This window comes from Amycolatopsis thermoflava N1165 (assembly GCF_000473265.1).
GTDB classification, from domain to species: Bacteria; Actinomycetota; Actinomycetes; order Mycobacteriales; family Pseudonocardiaceae; genus Amycolatopsis_E; species Amycolatopsis_E thermoflava.
The window spans coordinates 8,240,071-8,254,061 of the sequence record NZ_KI421511.1 but is presented as its reverse complement, the minus strand read 5'-3'; the positions used below and the strand labels follow the sequence as shown (position 1 = coordinate 8,254,061).

At 72.1% G+C, this 13,991-nt stretch carries 15 protein-coding genes and 1 pseudogene; 8 read left to right on the top strand and 8 right to left on the bottom strand.

What is annotated here, in order from left to right; genetic code table 11:
* Positions 1–78: 78 nt before the first annotated feature.
* A complete protein-coding gene (locus AMYTH_RS0141070; RefSeq protein WP_228685175.1) occupies positions 79–1,122 on the bottom strand; it encodes a LacI family DNA-binding transcriptional regulator in 1,044 nt (347 codons plus the stop codon).
* Positions 1,123–1,238: 116 nt separating this feature from the next.
* Between AMYTH_RS0141070 and AMYTH_RS0141065 the strand changes: the two genes are divergently transcribed.
* From AMYTH_RS0141065 to AMYTH_RS0141035, 7 genes and pseudogenes are all read left to right on the top strand, one after another.
* The gene (locus AMYTH_RS0141065; RefSeq protein ID WP_027935118.1) at positions 1,239–2,555 is read left to right on the top strand and encodes an amidase; all 1,317 of its coding nucleotides are present in this window, start codon (positions 1,239–1,241) and stop codon (positions 2,553–2,555) included.
* 13 nt (positions 2,556–2,568) lie between these two features.
* A complete protein-coding gene (locus tag AMYTH_RS0141060) occupies positions 2,569–3,447 on the top strand; it encodes a nitrilase family protein (protein WP_027935117.1) in 879 nt (292 codons plus the stop codon).
* A 5-nt stretch (positions 3,448–3,452) separates the two neighbouring features.
* Positions 3,453–4,631 (top strand): hypothetical protein, encoded by a 1,179-nt coding sequence (locus AMYTH_RS0141055; RefSeq protein WP_228685173.1) that lies wholly within the window; start codon positions 3,453–3,455, stop codon positions 4,629–4,631.
* 11 nt (positions 4,632–4,642) lie between these two features.
* Positions 4,643–5,422 carry an alpha/beta fold hydrolase gene (locus AMYTH_RS0141050; protein ID WP_027935115.1) on the top strand — a complete coding sequence of 260 codons (780 nt, stop codon included), beginning with the start codon at positions 4,643–4,645 and terminating at the stop codon, positions 5,420–5,422.
* Positions 5,423–5,484: 62 nt separating this feature from the next.
* A pseudogene (locus AMYTH_RS46550) lies at positions 5,485–6,211 on the top strand (transposase family protein).
* A gap of 162 nt (positions 6,212–6,373) precedes the next feature.
* Entirely contained in the window at positions 6,374–7,177 is an 804-nt protein-coding gene (locus AMYTH_RS0141040; protein WP_027935114.1) for an SDR family oxidoreductase, read from the top strand.
* Positions 7,178–7,248: 71 nt separating this feature from the next.
* Entirely contained in the window at positions 7,249–8,139 is an 891-nt protein-coding gene (locus tag AMYTH_RS0141035; protein WP_027935113.1) for an MmyB family transcriptional regulator, read from the top strand.
* A 1-nt stretch (position 8,140) separates the two neighbouring features.
* On the opposite strand, the gene AMYTH_RS0141030 is transcribed toward AMYTH_RS0141035, so the two are convergent.
* Genes AMYTH_RS0141030 through AMYTH_RS0141010 form a run of 5 tightly spaced genes read right to left on the bottom strand, consistent with a single transcriptional unit; the run spans position 8,141 to position 12,240 of the window.
* Entirely contained in the window at positions 8,141–9,052 is a 912-nt protein-coding gene (locus tag AMYTH_RS0141030; protein WP_027935112.1) for an LLM class flavin-dependent oxidoreductase, read from the bottom strand.
* Positions 9,053–9,111: 59 nt separating this feature from the next.
* Positions 9,112–9,540 (bottom strand): MarR family winged helix-turn-helix transcriptional regulator, encoded by a 429-nt coding sequence (locus AMYTH_RS0141025; RefSeq protein WP_027935111.1) that lies wholly within the window; start codon positions 9,538–9,540, stop codon positions 9,112–9,114.
* A 58-nt stretch (positions 9,541–9,598) separates the two neighbouring features.
* On the bottom strand, positions 9,599–10,411 hold the full coding sequence (locus AMYTH_RS0141020) for an aldo/keto reductase (protein WP_027935110.1): 813 nt from the start codon (positions 10,409–10,411) through the stop codon (positions 9,599–9,601).
* Positions 10,412–10,426: 15 nt separating this feature from the next.
* On the bottom strand, positions 10,427–11,566 hold the full coding sequence (locus tag AMYTH_RS0141015) for a sensor histidine kinase (RefSeq protein ID WP_027935109.1): 1,140 nt from the start codon (positions 11,564–11,566) through the stop codon (positions 10,427–10,429).
* A complete protein-coding gene (locus AMYTH_RS0141010; protein WP_017983685.1) occupies positions 11,563–12,240 on the bottom strand; it encodes a response regulator transcription factor in 678 nt (225 codons plus the stop codon). The genes AMYTH_RS0141015 and AMYTH_RS0141010 overlap by 4 nt, the downstream gene beginning before the upstream one ends.
* 82 nt (positions 12,241–12,322) lie before the next feature.
* Between AMYTH_RS0141010 and AMYTH_RS0141005 the strand changes: the two genes are divergently transcribed.
* The gene (locus tag AMYTH_RS0141005) at positions 12,323–12,739 is read left to right on the top strand and encodes a hypothetical protein (RefSeq protein ID WP_027935108.1); all 417 of its coding nucleotides are present in this window, start codon (positions 12,323–12,325) and stop codon (positions 12,737–12,739) included.
* 28 nt (positions 12,740–12,767) lie between these two features.
* Here the strand turns inward: AMYTH_RS0141005 and AMYTH_RS0141000 are convergent, their stop codons facing one another.
* Positions 12,768–13,442 carry an anti-sigma factor gene (locus AMYTH_RS0141000; RefSeq protein WP_027935107.1) on the bottom strand — a complete coding sequence of 225 codons (675 nt, stop codon included), beginning with the start codon at positions 13,440–13,442 and terminating at the stop codon, positions 12,768–12,770.
* Positions 13,439–13,990 (bottom strand): sigma-70 family RNA polymerase sigma factor, encoded by a 552-nt coding sequence (locus AMYTH_RS0140995; RefSeq protein ID WP_027935106.1) that lies wholly within the window; start codon positions 13,988–13,990, stop codon positions 13,439–13,441. Before AMYTH_RS0140995 ends, AMYTH_RS0141000 begins: the two co-directional genes overlap by 4 nt.
* Between the last annotated feature and the right edge of the window lies 1 nt (position 13,991).

The following is a 13,991-nucleotide window of genomic DNA, read 5'->3' as shown; positions in this document are numbered from 1 at the left end:
TTGGGGTGGGTTGCCGCGGAAGTCCAGCGTGGACAAGCGGGTGTACTGGCCGTTGGCGGTCGGTATGCTGATCGCGCCCTACGCGGTCTGGATCGCCTGACCGGTCGTGGACGCCCGGACGAACAACTCCGGCTCCAGGCGCTCCGACTCCGGCGACTGTCCGTTGAGGACGGTGATCAGCAGTTCGAGCGCGCGCCGTCCCATCTCGTGCATCGGGGAGCGGACGCTGGTCAGCGGGACCGGCAGTTCGGCCGCCAGCGGGGTGTCGTTGAAACCCGCCACGGCGACGTCGACCCCGGGGCGCAGGCCGGCGTCCCGCACGGCGCCGAGCGCGCCGATCGCCGCGAAGTCGTTGACGGCGAAGATCGCCGTCGGGCCGGTCTCCGTCAGCAGCCGCTCGGCCGCCCGGTGGCCGCCCGCGGTGTCGAATCCCGAGTGGACAGTCGCGACGTCGAGCCCCTCCTCGCGGTACCGGTCGGCGAACCCGGCCGTCCGGTCGATGCCGGTGCTCGCGAACGGCTCCCCGGCGATCACCCCGGTCCGCCGGTGTCCCAGCTCCAGGAAGTGCTCCGCCACCAGCCTGCCGCCGAGGTAGTCGTCGCAGGTGACCGACAGGTGCTCGCCCGCATGGCGGCTGACCAGCACGAACGGCACACGTCGCTCGGCCAGCTCACCGGTGAACTCCCCGTCGTGGTGCGCATCGCCCAGGATGAGGCCGTCCACGCGGCGCGACAACGCCAGCTCGGTGCGCGCCCGCTGCTCGGCCGGCCGGTCGTGGCTGTTCATCACGAACGTCGCCAGCCCGTGCCCCGCCGCCGCGTCCTCGATGCCCTCGTAGATCGTGGCGAGGACGACGTCGGACAGCCGCGGCACCAGCACCCCGACGAGGTTGCTGCGCTGGGTGCGCAGGCTCTTCGCGTGCGGGTTGGGCCGGTAGTCGAGCCGGGCCGCCCACTCCCGGATCGCGTCGGCCGTCTCGCGTGAGGCCGCGCGCGCGGCGTCCTCCGGCGACCCGTTGAGCACGCGGGACACCGTGGAGATGTCGACCCCGGCGCTCTGCGCGACGGTCCGCAACGTGGCCGGCCGCTTGCGCTCCGCTCGACCCACTTCCCAGCCTTCCACCCGGCCACCCCTTGACGGCGGCTCCCGGGCTCCTTGATACTACCCAAACGATTTTCCCAAACGTTTGGGTTCACGCACAACACGGACCCAAACGTTTGCGCAAGGAGAGGAACGCCGTGTCGTCATCCCTCGGGACCAGGCTTGCCCCGCCGCCCGGCGCGGGGTGGTTCGCGCACCGGCCGGTGGCCGGCCTGGCCGCGGACCTGCGCGCCGGACGGCTCACGCCACGCGACCTGATCGAGACCGCGCTCGCCGAACTCGCCAGGTGGGAGCCGGTGATCAACGCGTTCGTCACCGTGGACGACGCCGGCGCCCGGGCCGCCGCCGACCAGGCGGGGCGCGAGCTGGCGGCGGGCGTGGACCGCGGGCCGCTGCACGGCGTCCCGGTCGCGGTCAAGGACGTGATCGACGTGCGCGGGCTGCCGACCACCGCCGGTTCCCGCCAGTTCGCGGGCCACGTCGCCGCCGCGGACGCCGACTGCGTGCGACGGCTCCGCGCGGCGGGCGCGATCGTCCTCGGCAAAACCGCCACCCACGAAATCGCGTTCGGGCCGACCGGTGACCGCGCCGCGAACGGCCCGGCCCGCAACCCGTACGACCCGCGCCGGATGACCGGCGGGTCGAGCAGCGGCTCGGCGGCGGCGGTCGCGGCAGGTGTCGTCCCGCTCGCCCTCGGCACCGACACCGGCGGCTCCGTCCGGATCCCCGCCGCGTGCTGCGGGATCGTCGGCCTGAAACCGACGCACGGCGCGCTGAGCACACAGGGCGTCCTGCCGTTGGCGCCGTCGCTGGACACCGTCGGCCCGCTGGCCCGCACGACCGCGGACGTGCGTCTGCTGTGGACCGTCCTGAGTGGAACCGAACACCGCCGCACCGCGCCCCGCGCCGCGTGGCTGCCACCGGACACGATCCACCCGACCGCGCCGGAAGTGACCGACACGGTCCGCGAGCGCCTGCCTGACCTCGACGAAGTCGTTGTCCTGCAGGCGGAATCCCTCCGCGCCGCGTACGCGGCGATCCAGGGCAGCGAGGCCTACGCCGTGCACGCGGAGCGGCTCGCCGACCGGCCGGACCTGTTCGGCGACGAGGTCCGCGACCGCCTCCGGGCCGGTGGCGAAGTCCGCGGCTGGGAGTGCGTCCGCGCCCGCGAGCTGCGCGACCGGGTCCGCGGCGAAGTGCTGGACCTGCTGCGCGAACACGGGATCCTCGCGCTGCCCACGACCCCGCTGCCCGCCCCGCCGATCGACGCCCGCACCTCCGACGTCGGCGACGTGCGAGCCGCACTGCTGTCGCTGACCAGCCCGTGGAGCGTTCTCGGGCTGCCCGCCCTGTCCGTCCCCGCCGGTCTCGCCGGCGAGCTGCCGGTGGGACTGCAGCTCGTCGGCCCACCCGGCTCCGAGCACGACCTCCTGACGATCGCCGAACACCTCTGAAGGGAACAGCCGAATGTCGACGAGCGCCATCACCGCCGCTGCCGTGCAGTGCGACCCCCAGGTCGGGCTGGAGAACAAGGACAAGAACCTCGAGCGGACCCTCGAACTGGTCACCGAGGCCGCCGACCAGGGCGCGAACCTGGTCGTGCTGCCCGAACTGGTCAACACCGGCTACTCCTTCGCCACGCGCGAGGAGGCCTACGCACACGCCGAGGAGCTGACCGGCCCGACGGTGCAGGCGTGGACCGAGCTGGCCCGCAGCCGCGGCATCCACCTCGTCGGCGGGATCACCGAACTCGACGGGGTGCGCCTGTTCGACACGGCTGTCCTCATCGGACCGGACGGCCTGATCGGGCACTACCGCAAAACCCACCTGTGGCACCGGGAGAAGCTCGTCTTCACCCCCGGCGACCTCGGGTTCCCGGTGTTCGAGACCCGGATCGGCCGGATCGGCCTGCTGATCTGCTGGGACATCTGGTTCCCGGAGGTCGCGCGCCTGCTCGCGGTGCAGGGCGCGGACGTCATCTGCAGCGTGAACAACTGGGTGTGGACGCCGCCGCCGCTGTTCGACGACGCCGGCCGGTGCATGGCCGCCTACCTGACCATGACCGCTTCGCACGTCAACGGTGTGCCGATCGTCGCGGCGAACCGGGTCGGCGAGGAGCGCGACGCGAAGTTCCTCGGGTGCTCGCTGATCACCGGGACCAACGGCTGGCCCGCGAGCGAGGTCGCCGCGCCCGAGGGCGACACGATCGTCTACAGCGGACTCGACCTGATGGCCACCCGGTCCGCGGCGATCTGGAACGAGCTCAACGACCTGCCGCGCGACCGCCGCACCGACCTCTACGATCCCCTGCTGGGATACCGCGGCGGCCAGGCCTACCCGCGGTGATCCCGGTGCTCACCACGACCCGCCGGGCGACGAAGCCCGCCGGCGCGTTCGGCCGATGGCTGACCGGCGCCGCGTTGTTCGGGGTCACCGCGGGCCTCGCCCTGCTGCTGGCCCGCGTCACCGGTTCGCTGCCGCACGTCCTGTCCGCGTACGACGAGTGGCAGGAGCAGGCCTACCACCGCATCCCGCAGTTCCTGCGCTGGGTCCTGGGCGACACCACCGAGGCGCAGTTCTACAAAACCGCGCTCGGCGGCCTCGGTCTGCTGGCCGGTGGCTGGATCGCGCACGTGGGGTGGCGGCGGGGCCGCCGCTGGGCCGGGTTCGCGGTCAGCGGGGGCACCGGGTTGTGGCCGTGGGTCACCGCCGCGGCTCTGCTCGGGCTGCTGCTGTCCAACCTGGCCTGCGGGTGGACGATCCCCGCGACCGGCGCGTGGCAGCCGACGTTCGTGGCGTTCGTGTCGGTGCCACCCATGGTGGTCCTGACCTACGGCGCGGGCTGGCGGGTCGCCGTCACCGGCGCGGTCCTCGGCGCGGCGCTGACCACGCCCGCCGCGTTGCTGCTGGTCAACCTCGTGTGCGTGCCGCTGGGGCAGCCCGCGGTGCTGGGCTCGGTGACCGCGATGTGGGTCAGCGCGCTGATCGCGTTCCCGCTGTGCCGTCGCCTGCCGTGGCTTCCGCGGCCGGTCCCGCCGCCCGCCGCGCAGCGCACCGTGCCGCGGCAAGGGCCGGCCTGGGTGGTGCGGCGCGTGCTCGCCGACTTCACCGAGGCTCCCTTCCACGGCAACGAGATCGCCTCGCTCGGGCTGCTCGCCGGCACGGTGCTGACCTACCTGCTCAACCCGCTGACCCCGGTCTACGGCAGCGGTCTGCTGCCCGCCCTGCTCACCGCGCAGGTGCTCACCGCCACGCTCGGCGTGCTGGTGTACCGGCGGCAGTGGGCGCGGCACGGCTGGTACCCGACGTTCGTACCGGTCGTGTCCGTCGCGCCCGCGGTGGTGCTCACCTACGGGCCGACGTGGCCCGCCGTGCTGAGCGGCGCGGTGCTCGGCGCGCTGGCCGCTCCCCCGCTGGCCGCGTTCGCGTCCCGGCACATCCCGCTCGGCGTGCATCCCTGCGCGGGCAACATGTTCGCCATGACGGTGTGCACCGGCGTCCTCGTTCCCCTGCTGGACCTCGTTCTGTGAAAGGACAACCGATGGAGATCCTGCGGTTCGACCGCGACGGCACGACGTTGACCGCCGAGCGGCGCGACGGTGACGGGCCGCCGGTGGTCGTGGTGCCCGGCGTGATGGCCGACGCCGCGTCGTGGCGGCCGGTGGTCGACGCCCTTTCGCTGCCCAACCCGGTCGTCGTGCTGAACCGGCGTGGCCGGGCGCCCAGCGGCCCGCTCGGCGACGGGTACTCGCTGCGCACCGAGATCGACGACCTGCACCGCGTGCTCGACGCCCTCGGCGGCGACGTGGAACTGTTCGGCTGGAGCTACGGCGGGCTGATCGCGCTGGAAACCGCTGTGCAGCGGCGCGATCTGCGGTCCGTCGTGGCCTACGAACCGGTGTCGAGCCCGTTCGGGGTCCACGCGCTGGAGCCGTTGCGGGCGGCCGAGGGCGATCTGGACCGCGCGGTGGAGATCGTGAACCGCGACGTGTCCGGGTTCTCCGCGGAGTACGTGGCGGCGCTGCGGGAGAGCCCGGTGTGGCCGGTGCTGCGCCCGCTGGCCCATCCGCTCGCGGCCGAACTCGCCGCGCTGAACGCGCACGAGCCGGCCTTCGACCGCTACCGCGACCTCGACGTGCCGGTCACGTTGCTGCTGGGCGAGCTGAACGCAGGCGCCGAGCCGTACGGCACGGCGTTCGAGGCGTTCGAGCGGGCGCTGCCCCAGGCCCGGCGGGTCGTCCTGCCCGGCCAGGGGCACCTCGCGCACGCCCAGGGGCCGGAGGTGCTGGCGAAGCACCTCGCGGCGGCGATCCGGCCCTAGACGAGTAATGCGGAAGTCTGGGTGGTGTCTGGAGACGGACGAAGGGTGTTCAAGATCCGTTTGTGACGACAGACCTGAACACCCTTCTCACCGCACTCTACGTCAAGATCGACGACCACCTGGCAGGCTGGCGTCGGCTGGGCCGGCCACCGAAGCTGACCGACGCCGAGTTGGTCACCCTGGCCGTGGCTCAGGCGTTGCTGGGGTTCACCTCCGAGGCGCGCTGGTTGCGGTTCCTGCCCGTGCGGATGCCCGGCGCGTTCCGGTACTTGCCCGGCCAGTCCGGCTACAACCGCCGGCTGCGTGCCGCATTGCCGCTGATCAAGCACGTGATGCGCTGGCTCGCAGCCGATACCCACCTGTGGACCGACGCCACCTGGATCGTCGACTCCACCCCGGTCGAATGCGGCCGCTCCCGGCCGACGGTCAAGCGTTCGGAGTTAGCCGGCTGGGCCAAATACGGCTTCTGCCGCTCACACTCCCGCTGGTTCTGGGGCCCGCGAACTCGACCACTACCTCACCGAGCGCGGCGTCCGGCTGATCCGGCCGTCCTACCGCAACCGCAAGCCCCATCCCGGTGAGCCGCTGCTCAAGTCCATCCGCCAGCTCATCGAGTCGGTCAACGACACCCTCAAAGGCCAACTAAACCTAGAACAGCACGGCGGACGCACCATCGAAGGCGTCGGCGTCCGCATCGCCCAACGCCTCCTGGCCCTCACCGCCGCCATCCGGCACAACCGCACCACCGGCCAACCCACCACCCGATCCCTGACCGCCTACGACCACTGACCGAGTTACGCATCACTCATCTAGGCCTGCGCCCCTTGGGAGACGAGGGGTCTCCCAGTACATGCATCACCAGGGTCTCCCGGACGTCCAGGACGCGTGTCAGTTTGGTTGAGCCGGCTCCCAGCCAGCTACATGCAGTCACGACAAAAGGGACGATGACCCATGGCGGACAACCAGTTCACCACCCACGCGGATCTCTTCGATCTGAGCGGGAAGTACGCACTTGTCACTGGTGGCACCAGGGGCATCGGGATGATGATCGCGCGGGGCCTGCTGCAGGCGGGCGCCCGCGTCGTCATCAGCTCACGCAAGGCGGACGCGTGCGCGGAGGCACAGCATCTACTCTCCGAGTTCGGCGACGTCCGAGCGTTCCCCGCCGACCTGTCCAGGTACGACGAGTGCCAGCGCCTCGCTGATCTCGTCAAAGGCGACTCGGATCGCGTGGACATCCTCGTCAACAACGCGGGAGCGATGTGGCGCGAGCCCCTCGAGACATTCCCGGCCGAGGCCTGGGACACGGTGATCGACCTCAACCTCAAGTCGCCGTTCTGGCTGGTGCAGGCGCTGCTCCCCGCACTTCGCCGGGCGGGCACCGCCGACGATCCCGCGCGGATCATCAACATCGGCAGTATCGCCGCCATCCACGTCGCCGAGTCGCCCAACTACTCGTACGCCGGCAGCAAAGCCGCGCTCCACCAACTCACCAGGGTGCTCGCCAGGGAACTGGGCCCCCAGCACGTCACGGTGAACGCGGTGGCCCCAGGACCGTTCCCGTCGCAGATGATGGCGTCCACGCTCGATGCGATCGGCGACAAGATCGCGGCGAAGGCCCCGCTGCGCCGGCTCGGCCGCGACGACGACATGGCAGGTGTCGCCGTGTTCCTCGCCAGCCGGGCCGGGTCCTACCTGACGGGCGCCATCGTCCCGGTCGACGGCGGCATCGCCACGACCGCAACGGGTACCTAGGCGTCGGCGCGAGGCGACGGGGGTACCAGCAGAACCTCCCTTCGCCCGCGGACAGGGCCTACGGTCAAGTGGTGGCCAAGATCGATCTGCGCACCGAGATCAAGGAATTCCTGAGTTCGCGTCGCGCGCGGATCACGCCGGAGCGGGCCGGCCTGCCCGCCTACGGCGGCAACCGCCGGGTCGAAGGCCTGCGTCGCGAAGAGGTGGCTCTGCTGGCGGGGGTGTCGGTCGACTACTACGTGCGCTTGGAGCGCGGCAGCCTCACGGGCGCCTCCGACGGGGTGCTCGACGCGTTGGCCGCTGCCCTGCAACTCGACGAGGCCGAGCGCGATCACCTGTTCCACCTCGCGCGGCAGCCCAGGGCGCCCGTTGGTCCACGCGCCGTGACGGTGCGTCCGGCCCTTCAGCAGGTGCTCGACGCCATCACCGATGCGCCGGCTTGGATTTGCAATGGCCGTTATGACGTGCTGGCCGTGAATCACCTTGCCCGCGCGCTGTATTCACCGGTGCTGGCCGGCCCGCGCCGGCCGGCGAACACCGCGCGGTTCGTGTATCTGGATCCCGGCGCGGCGAAAGCGTTCTTCGTCGACTACGACCGAATCGCCTGCGACGTGGCTGCGAAGCTGCGCATGGAAGCCGGCCGCGATCCGCACGACGAGGAGCTGATCGCCCTGGTCGGTGAATTGTCGGCACGCAATGAGCTCTTCCGGCAGCGGTGGGCATCCCAGGACGTTCGGCTCCACCGGTCCGGACGCAAGCGTCTGCACCACCCGGTAGTGGGCCGGCTCGACCTGGACGTCGAGTCGATGGAGATGCCCGCCGAACCCGGCCTGCTCATGAACATCTACACCGCGCCCGCCGGCACGGCGACCGCGGACGGCCTGGCACTGTTGGCGTCGTGGGCGGCCGGCCTTGGGCACCCGCGGTTGGGGCGCACGCAAGGCCAGTCGGGGTCGCCGTAGCCTAGGCCTCCTTGGCGACGATCTCGCGAACCGCCGGCACGATCTCGCGGGCCCAGCGGCCGAGGGACACGTCGTCGTGGGCGGCGTGGCCCGGTGGGAACAGGATGAAGCCGGACATCCCGTGTTCGAGCACGCCCGAGGTCAGCTCCTCGACCCACTGGTCCACGGACCCGCCGATCCAGCGGCCCTCGTCGTCCCGCGTCTTCGCCAGCGGCGCGTCGGTGATCCGGCCGGGGAAGTTCAGGATCGTGCGGACCTCGCGCGGGTCGCGGCCTGCCGCGGCCGCCGCCTCGTCGATCACCGGCCGCGACGTGCGGTACCGCTCGCTCAGCCAGTCCGCCGCGTGGCCCGGCAGCCAGCCGTCGGCCACGCGGCCGGTCGCGGCGAGCGATTTCCGCCCCACCGACCCGGTCCACACCGGCGGCGCGGCCACCGGCGCGGGCTCGATGTCGCGCACCCGGTAGTGCCGCCCCTCGTGGGTCACCGGCTCTCCGCCGCCGGCCAGGCTCTTGACCAGCAGGATCGCCTCCTCGAAGGCCTCCACCGCCTCGGCCGGGGTGAACCGCCGCCCGCCCATGTCGGCGATCCGGTCCGGCAGCCCGCCCGCGCCCATCCCGAGCACGACCCGGCCACCGGACAGCGCCGACAGGGTCGTCACCGTCCTGGCCAGCATCGCCGGGGGCCGCAGCGGCAGGTTGGTGACGTTGGCGAAGCCCGCGATGCGCTCGGTGTTGCCGAGCAGGAACCCGATGGTCGCGTAGGCGTCCAGCCGGCTCCCGAAGTAGGGGTGGTCGGACAGCGAGACCAGGTCGAGCCCGTCGGCGTCCGCGCGCCGGGCCATGCGCAGCAGCTCCGGCACCTCGTCGACGCCGGTGTGCGCGCCGAACCCGAAAACCACGTCAGGTGCAGTCATGTGAATCCCTCCAGTTCGTACTACGAACAATAACGGTTCGCAGTACGAACTGCAAGTGGTCAGTGGTCCAGGAAGACCGGGGGCACCTCGTTGTCCGTCACGACCCGGCCGAGCAGGTCCGCGAGCCGGTCGCGGTCGGCGGCGTCGAGCCCAGCGGGCAGCTGTTCGATCCGGCGGCAGGTCTCGGCGTAGAACTCCGCCGCCAGCCGCTTCCCCTCCGGCGTCAACGCGACCAGGACCGCCCTGGTGTCCCGCGGATCCGGCTCGCGGCGCACCAGGCCGTTGCGTTCGGTGCGGTCGACCAGCCCGGTGAGGCTCGACTTCGCCAGCCGCAGCACCGCGCCCAGCTCGGTCATGCCGTAGGGCCGCGCCATCAGCACGCACAACAGCTGCCCCTGCGGCATCGTGATGCCGTACTCCCTGGCCGATTCGGAATACACCGCGTTCACCAGGAACGTGGACCGCACCAGCGCGGTCACGATCCCCATCCGGCCGTCATCCTGTGCGGGCATTCCACCAGGCTAACAGTTCGTGGTGCGAATTACCTCACGCGTCCGGGTGGGGGCCGTGGCGGTCGCCGGCCTCCAGCGTCGCCATCCCGGCGATGTCGTGCGAGTCCAGCTCGAAGTCGAAGATGTCGATGTTCTCCCGGATGCGGCTCGGGGTGGCCGACTTCGGAATGACCATGTGCCCCATCTCGATGTGCCAGCGCAGCACCACCTGAGCCGGGGTCTTGCCGTGCTTGCGGGCGATCGTGGTGATCACCTCGTGGTCCAGCTGCCTGCCGCGGGCGAGCGGGCTCCACGCCTCGGTCACGATGCCGTGCTCCTCGTGGAAGCCGCGCAGCGCCGCCTGCTGCAGGCCCGGGTGCAGCTCGACCTGGTTGACCGCGGGCACGACCTCGGTCTCGGCCATCAGCCGCTCCAGGTGCGGGATCTGGAAGTTGGACACGCCGATCGCGCTCGCCCTGCCATCGGCGAGGATCTTCTCCAGCGCGCGCCACGTCTCGACGTAGCGGTCCTGCCCCGGCACCGGCCAGTGGATCAGGTACAGGTCGACGTAGTCGAGCCCGAGCAGCTCCAGGCTGCCGTCGAACGCCTTCAGCGCCCGGTCGTAGCCGTGCTCGGTGTTCCACAGCTTGGTCGTGACGAACAGCTCCTCGCGCGGCAGGCCGGACGACCGCACCGCAGCGCCGACGCCGCGCTCGTTGCCGTAAAGAGTCGCTGTGTCGAAGCTGCGGTAGCCGGCCTCCATCGCCACGTGCATCACGGACTCGACCTCGTCGTCGGGCAGCTTGTACACGCCGAACCCGAGTGCGGGCAGCTCGATCTCGTTGTTCAACCGGATGGAAGGGACCATGCCCAGCACCGTAACTCAGCGGGTCGCGGGCAGCCGGACGGTGACGGACAGCCCGCCGCCGACCACCGGTTCCGCGGCGACCAGCCCGTCGTGCGCCTCGACCGCCGCGCGCACGATCGACAACCCGAGGCCGGCGCCGTGCCGGGCGGTGCGTGCCACGCCCGCGCGGCGGAACGGCTCGAACAGCTCGTCCACCGCCTGCGGGTCGACCAGCCCGCCGGAGGATCGCACCCGCAGCGTCGCCCACTGCTCCCCGGCCTGGGTCGTGACCTCGATCCAGCCGGCGTCGACGTTGTGCCGCACCGCGTTCTCCAGCAGGTTGCCCGCGATGCGCTCCAGCAGCGCGGGATCGCCCGTGGTCCAGGCGGGCTCGACGTGGAAGGTCGTTTTGAGGCCGCGCTGGTCGGCCTCCCCGGACACCGCCCGCCACGCGCTCGCGACCAGCGCGGCGAGGTCGACCGGCTCGGTCACCACCAGCCCGGCGCCGTCGGTGCGGGCGAGCAGCAGCAGCGACCCGACGAGCTGGTTGGCCCGCTCGGTCGCGTCCCGCACCACGCCGGCCATGCGCCGCAGCTCGGCGGTGTCGGCCTGGTCGTCGGCGAGCGTGACGTCCAGTTCGGTGCGGATCACCGACAGCGGGGTGCGCAGCTCGTGGCTGGCGTTGGCGACGAAGTGCCGCTGCGCCTCGAACGCCGACTGCAGCCGGTCGAGCATCGCGTCGAAGGTCTGCGCCAGCTCGGCCAGCTCGCCGCGTGCGTCGACCTCGCCGATGCGCTCGCCCAGCGACTCGACCGACAACCGCCGCGCGGTGCCGGTGATGTCCCGCAGCGGGCGCAGCACGCGCGAGGTGAACGTCCAGGCCAGGATCGCGGTGGCCAGCACCACGCAGCAGAACGCGATGGTCCCGGCGAGCAGCATCTTGTCCCGCGCGTGGTCGCGCAGGTGCGTGGCCAGCGCGGCGGCGTCCACGTCCACGCCGTCGACGCGCACGACCGTGCCCGGCGGCATCTGCGGCACCGCCGCCACGGCGTCGCCGACCAGCGTCCAGGCCAGCCAGAGCAGCACGAGGCTCACGCCGGCCGCCAGCCCGGTCGCGAGCAGCGTGATGCGCGCCCGCAGGCTGCGCACCGGCGTGCGTGTCGAGCGCGAACTCACCCCTTCGCGGGGCCGGTGTCGCGTGCCCGGTACCCGGATCCCACCACGGTCTCGATGATTCCAGGTTCGCCCAGCTTCTTGCGCAGGGTCATCACCGTGACCCGCACGGTCGTGGTGAACGGGTCGGCGTTCTCGTCCCACACCCGCTCCAGCAGCTCCTCGCTGCTGACGACCGCGCCCTTGGCGGACATCAGGACCTCCAGGACGCCGAACTCCTTGCGGGTCAGGTCGACCGGGCCGCTGGCGCGGCGGACGGTGCGCTTGGCCGGGTCGAGCTCGACGTCGCCGACCGTGAGCAGCGGCGGCGCGGCCGGGGTGGCGCGGCGGCCGAGCGCGCGGACGCGGGCGACCAGCTCCGGGAAGGCGAACGGCTTGGCCAGGTAGTCGTCGGCGCCGAGGGACAGGCCCTCGACGCGGTCGGAGACCGTGCCGCTGGCGGTCAGCATGAGGACGCGGGTCAGCTCGTCGGAGGAGACGATCTGGCGGCACAGCTCGTCTCCCGACATCCCGGGCAGGTCGCGGTCGAGCAGCACCACGTCGTAGCGTGTGATGCTCGCCTTCTCGTGCCCCTCGTCGCCGGTGAGGGCGACGTCCACCGCCATGCCTTCCCGGCGCAGCCCGCGCGCGATCGCGTCCGCCAGCGGCGCCTCGTCCTCGACAACCAGAATTCGCACGCAGACAACCGTGCCACAGTTTCCTGAGAGTTACCTGGGCGGCGGTACCCTGGCTGTTCGCGACTGGCTGGGGGTGGCCCGGATGAGCGATCTGGAGATCTTCGTCGGCGAGTGGACGGTCGAGGTCGGGTTCCCCGGCGCGCCGCCCGCCCGGTCGGTGTTCGAGTGGATCCTGGACGGTGCCTATCTGGCGCAGCGCACCGAGGTGCCGCTGCCCGAGGTGCCGGACAGCCTGTCGCTGGTCGGCCCGGCGGACGGCGGGTACACCCAGCACTACTTCGACTCGCGCGGGGTGAGCCGCCTGTACGCCATGACCTTCGACGGCGCGCGGTGGACGCTGCGGCGGGAGACCGCGGACTTCACGCCGCTGGACTTCGCGCAGCGGTTCACCGGGGTGTTCAGCGCGGACAGCGACCGGATCGACGGCGCGTGGGAGAAGCGGATGCCGGACGGGGACTGGGAACTGGACTTCGAACTGGTCTACACGCGAGTCTCCTGAGCCCTCTCCACCCGGGACGGCGGCCACCTCAGAGCGGCAGCTCCACGAACCGCCGTCCGTCGAGGTTTTCCACCACCACCGCGGTCACCTCGGCGGGCGCCACGAGCGCGAAACCGTCCAGGGCAGTGCCGTCCCGTTCGCCTGCCGGGGACACGAGCCAGCTGCCCGCCTCGACGCGCGAACCGTCGCGGGCGACGACCACCAGGCGGCACTTCTGACCTGCCGGGATGCCGCCCACGGACGCCGTCAGCCGGACCCACCCGGCGGCGGGCCGCACCGCCACGGACATCGTCGCACCGGTCACCGCGTCCGTGCCGGACACCGTCCGCGTGCCCGGCTCCTGCGCGGTCACCGTGGGCGGCGCCGTCGTCCGGCCCAGCACCACGCCGCCCGCGCCCAGCGCGATCGCGACCGCGACCGCCGCCGCCCCGGCCACCAGCCGGTTGCGCCGCACCCGCGAGTCGCGTTCGCGGCGGACCTGGCCGAGCGTGCGCTGCAGCAGCAGGTCCCCGCCGTCGGGCGGCCCGTCCAGCATCGCCTCCGGCGGGACGACCTCCAGCGCCGCGCGCGCCATCCGCAGGGACGCCACCTCGGCCTGGCAACGACGGCAGGAGTTCAGGTGCCGCTGCATCGCTCGCATCTCCTCGTGCTCGAGCGCTTCGAGCAGGTAGGCGGCGAGCGCTCCGGGATCGTGGATCGTCATCCGGCCACCTCTCCGACCGCGGCCCCGCGGCCGCCGAACGTCTGGCGCATCGCTCTGAGCGCGTAGTACGACCGCGACTTCACCGTGCCCGGCGGGACCCCCAGGGTCTCCGCCGCTTCGGCGACGCTGCGGCCGCGGAAGTAGATCTCGGTCAGCACGTCCCGGTGCTCCGGCGACAGCCGGTCCATCGCGTCGAGCACGACCATCGAGTTCACCACGGCGTCGGAGTGGTCGGCCGCGACCGGCGGCGCCGCGGGCGCCTCCGCGACCTCCGCGGGCCGGGCGGCCTTCGCGCGGAACCGGTCGGCGACGATGTTGCGCACCACCGTCAGCAGCCAGCCGCGCACCGAACCCTTGCCGTTGACGAGCGTGTCCGGGTGCCGCCACGCCCGCACCAGGGTCTCCTGCACGGCGTCCTCGGCCGCGGCGTGGTCGCCGGTGAGCCGGTTGGCGTAGGCGAGCAGCGCCCGCCCGTGCTCCTCGTACAGCGTCCGGATCAGGGCCTCGTCGGCGACCGCCGTCCGTTTCGCGGCGCGTAGCACCGGCATC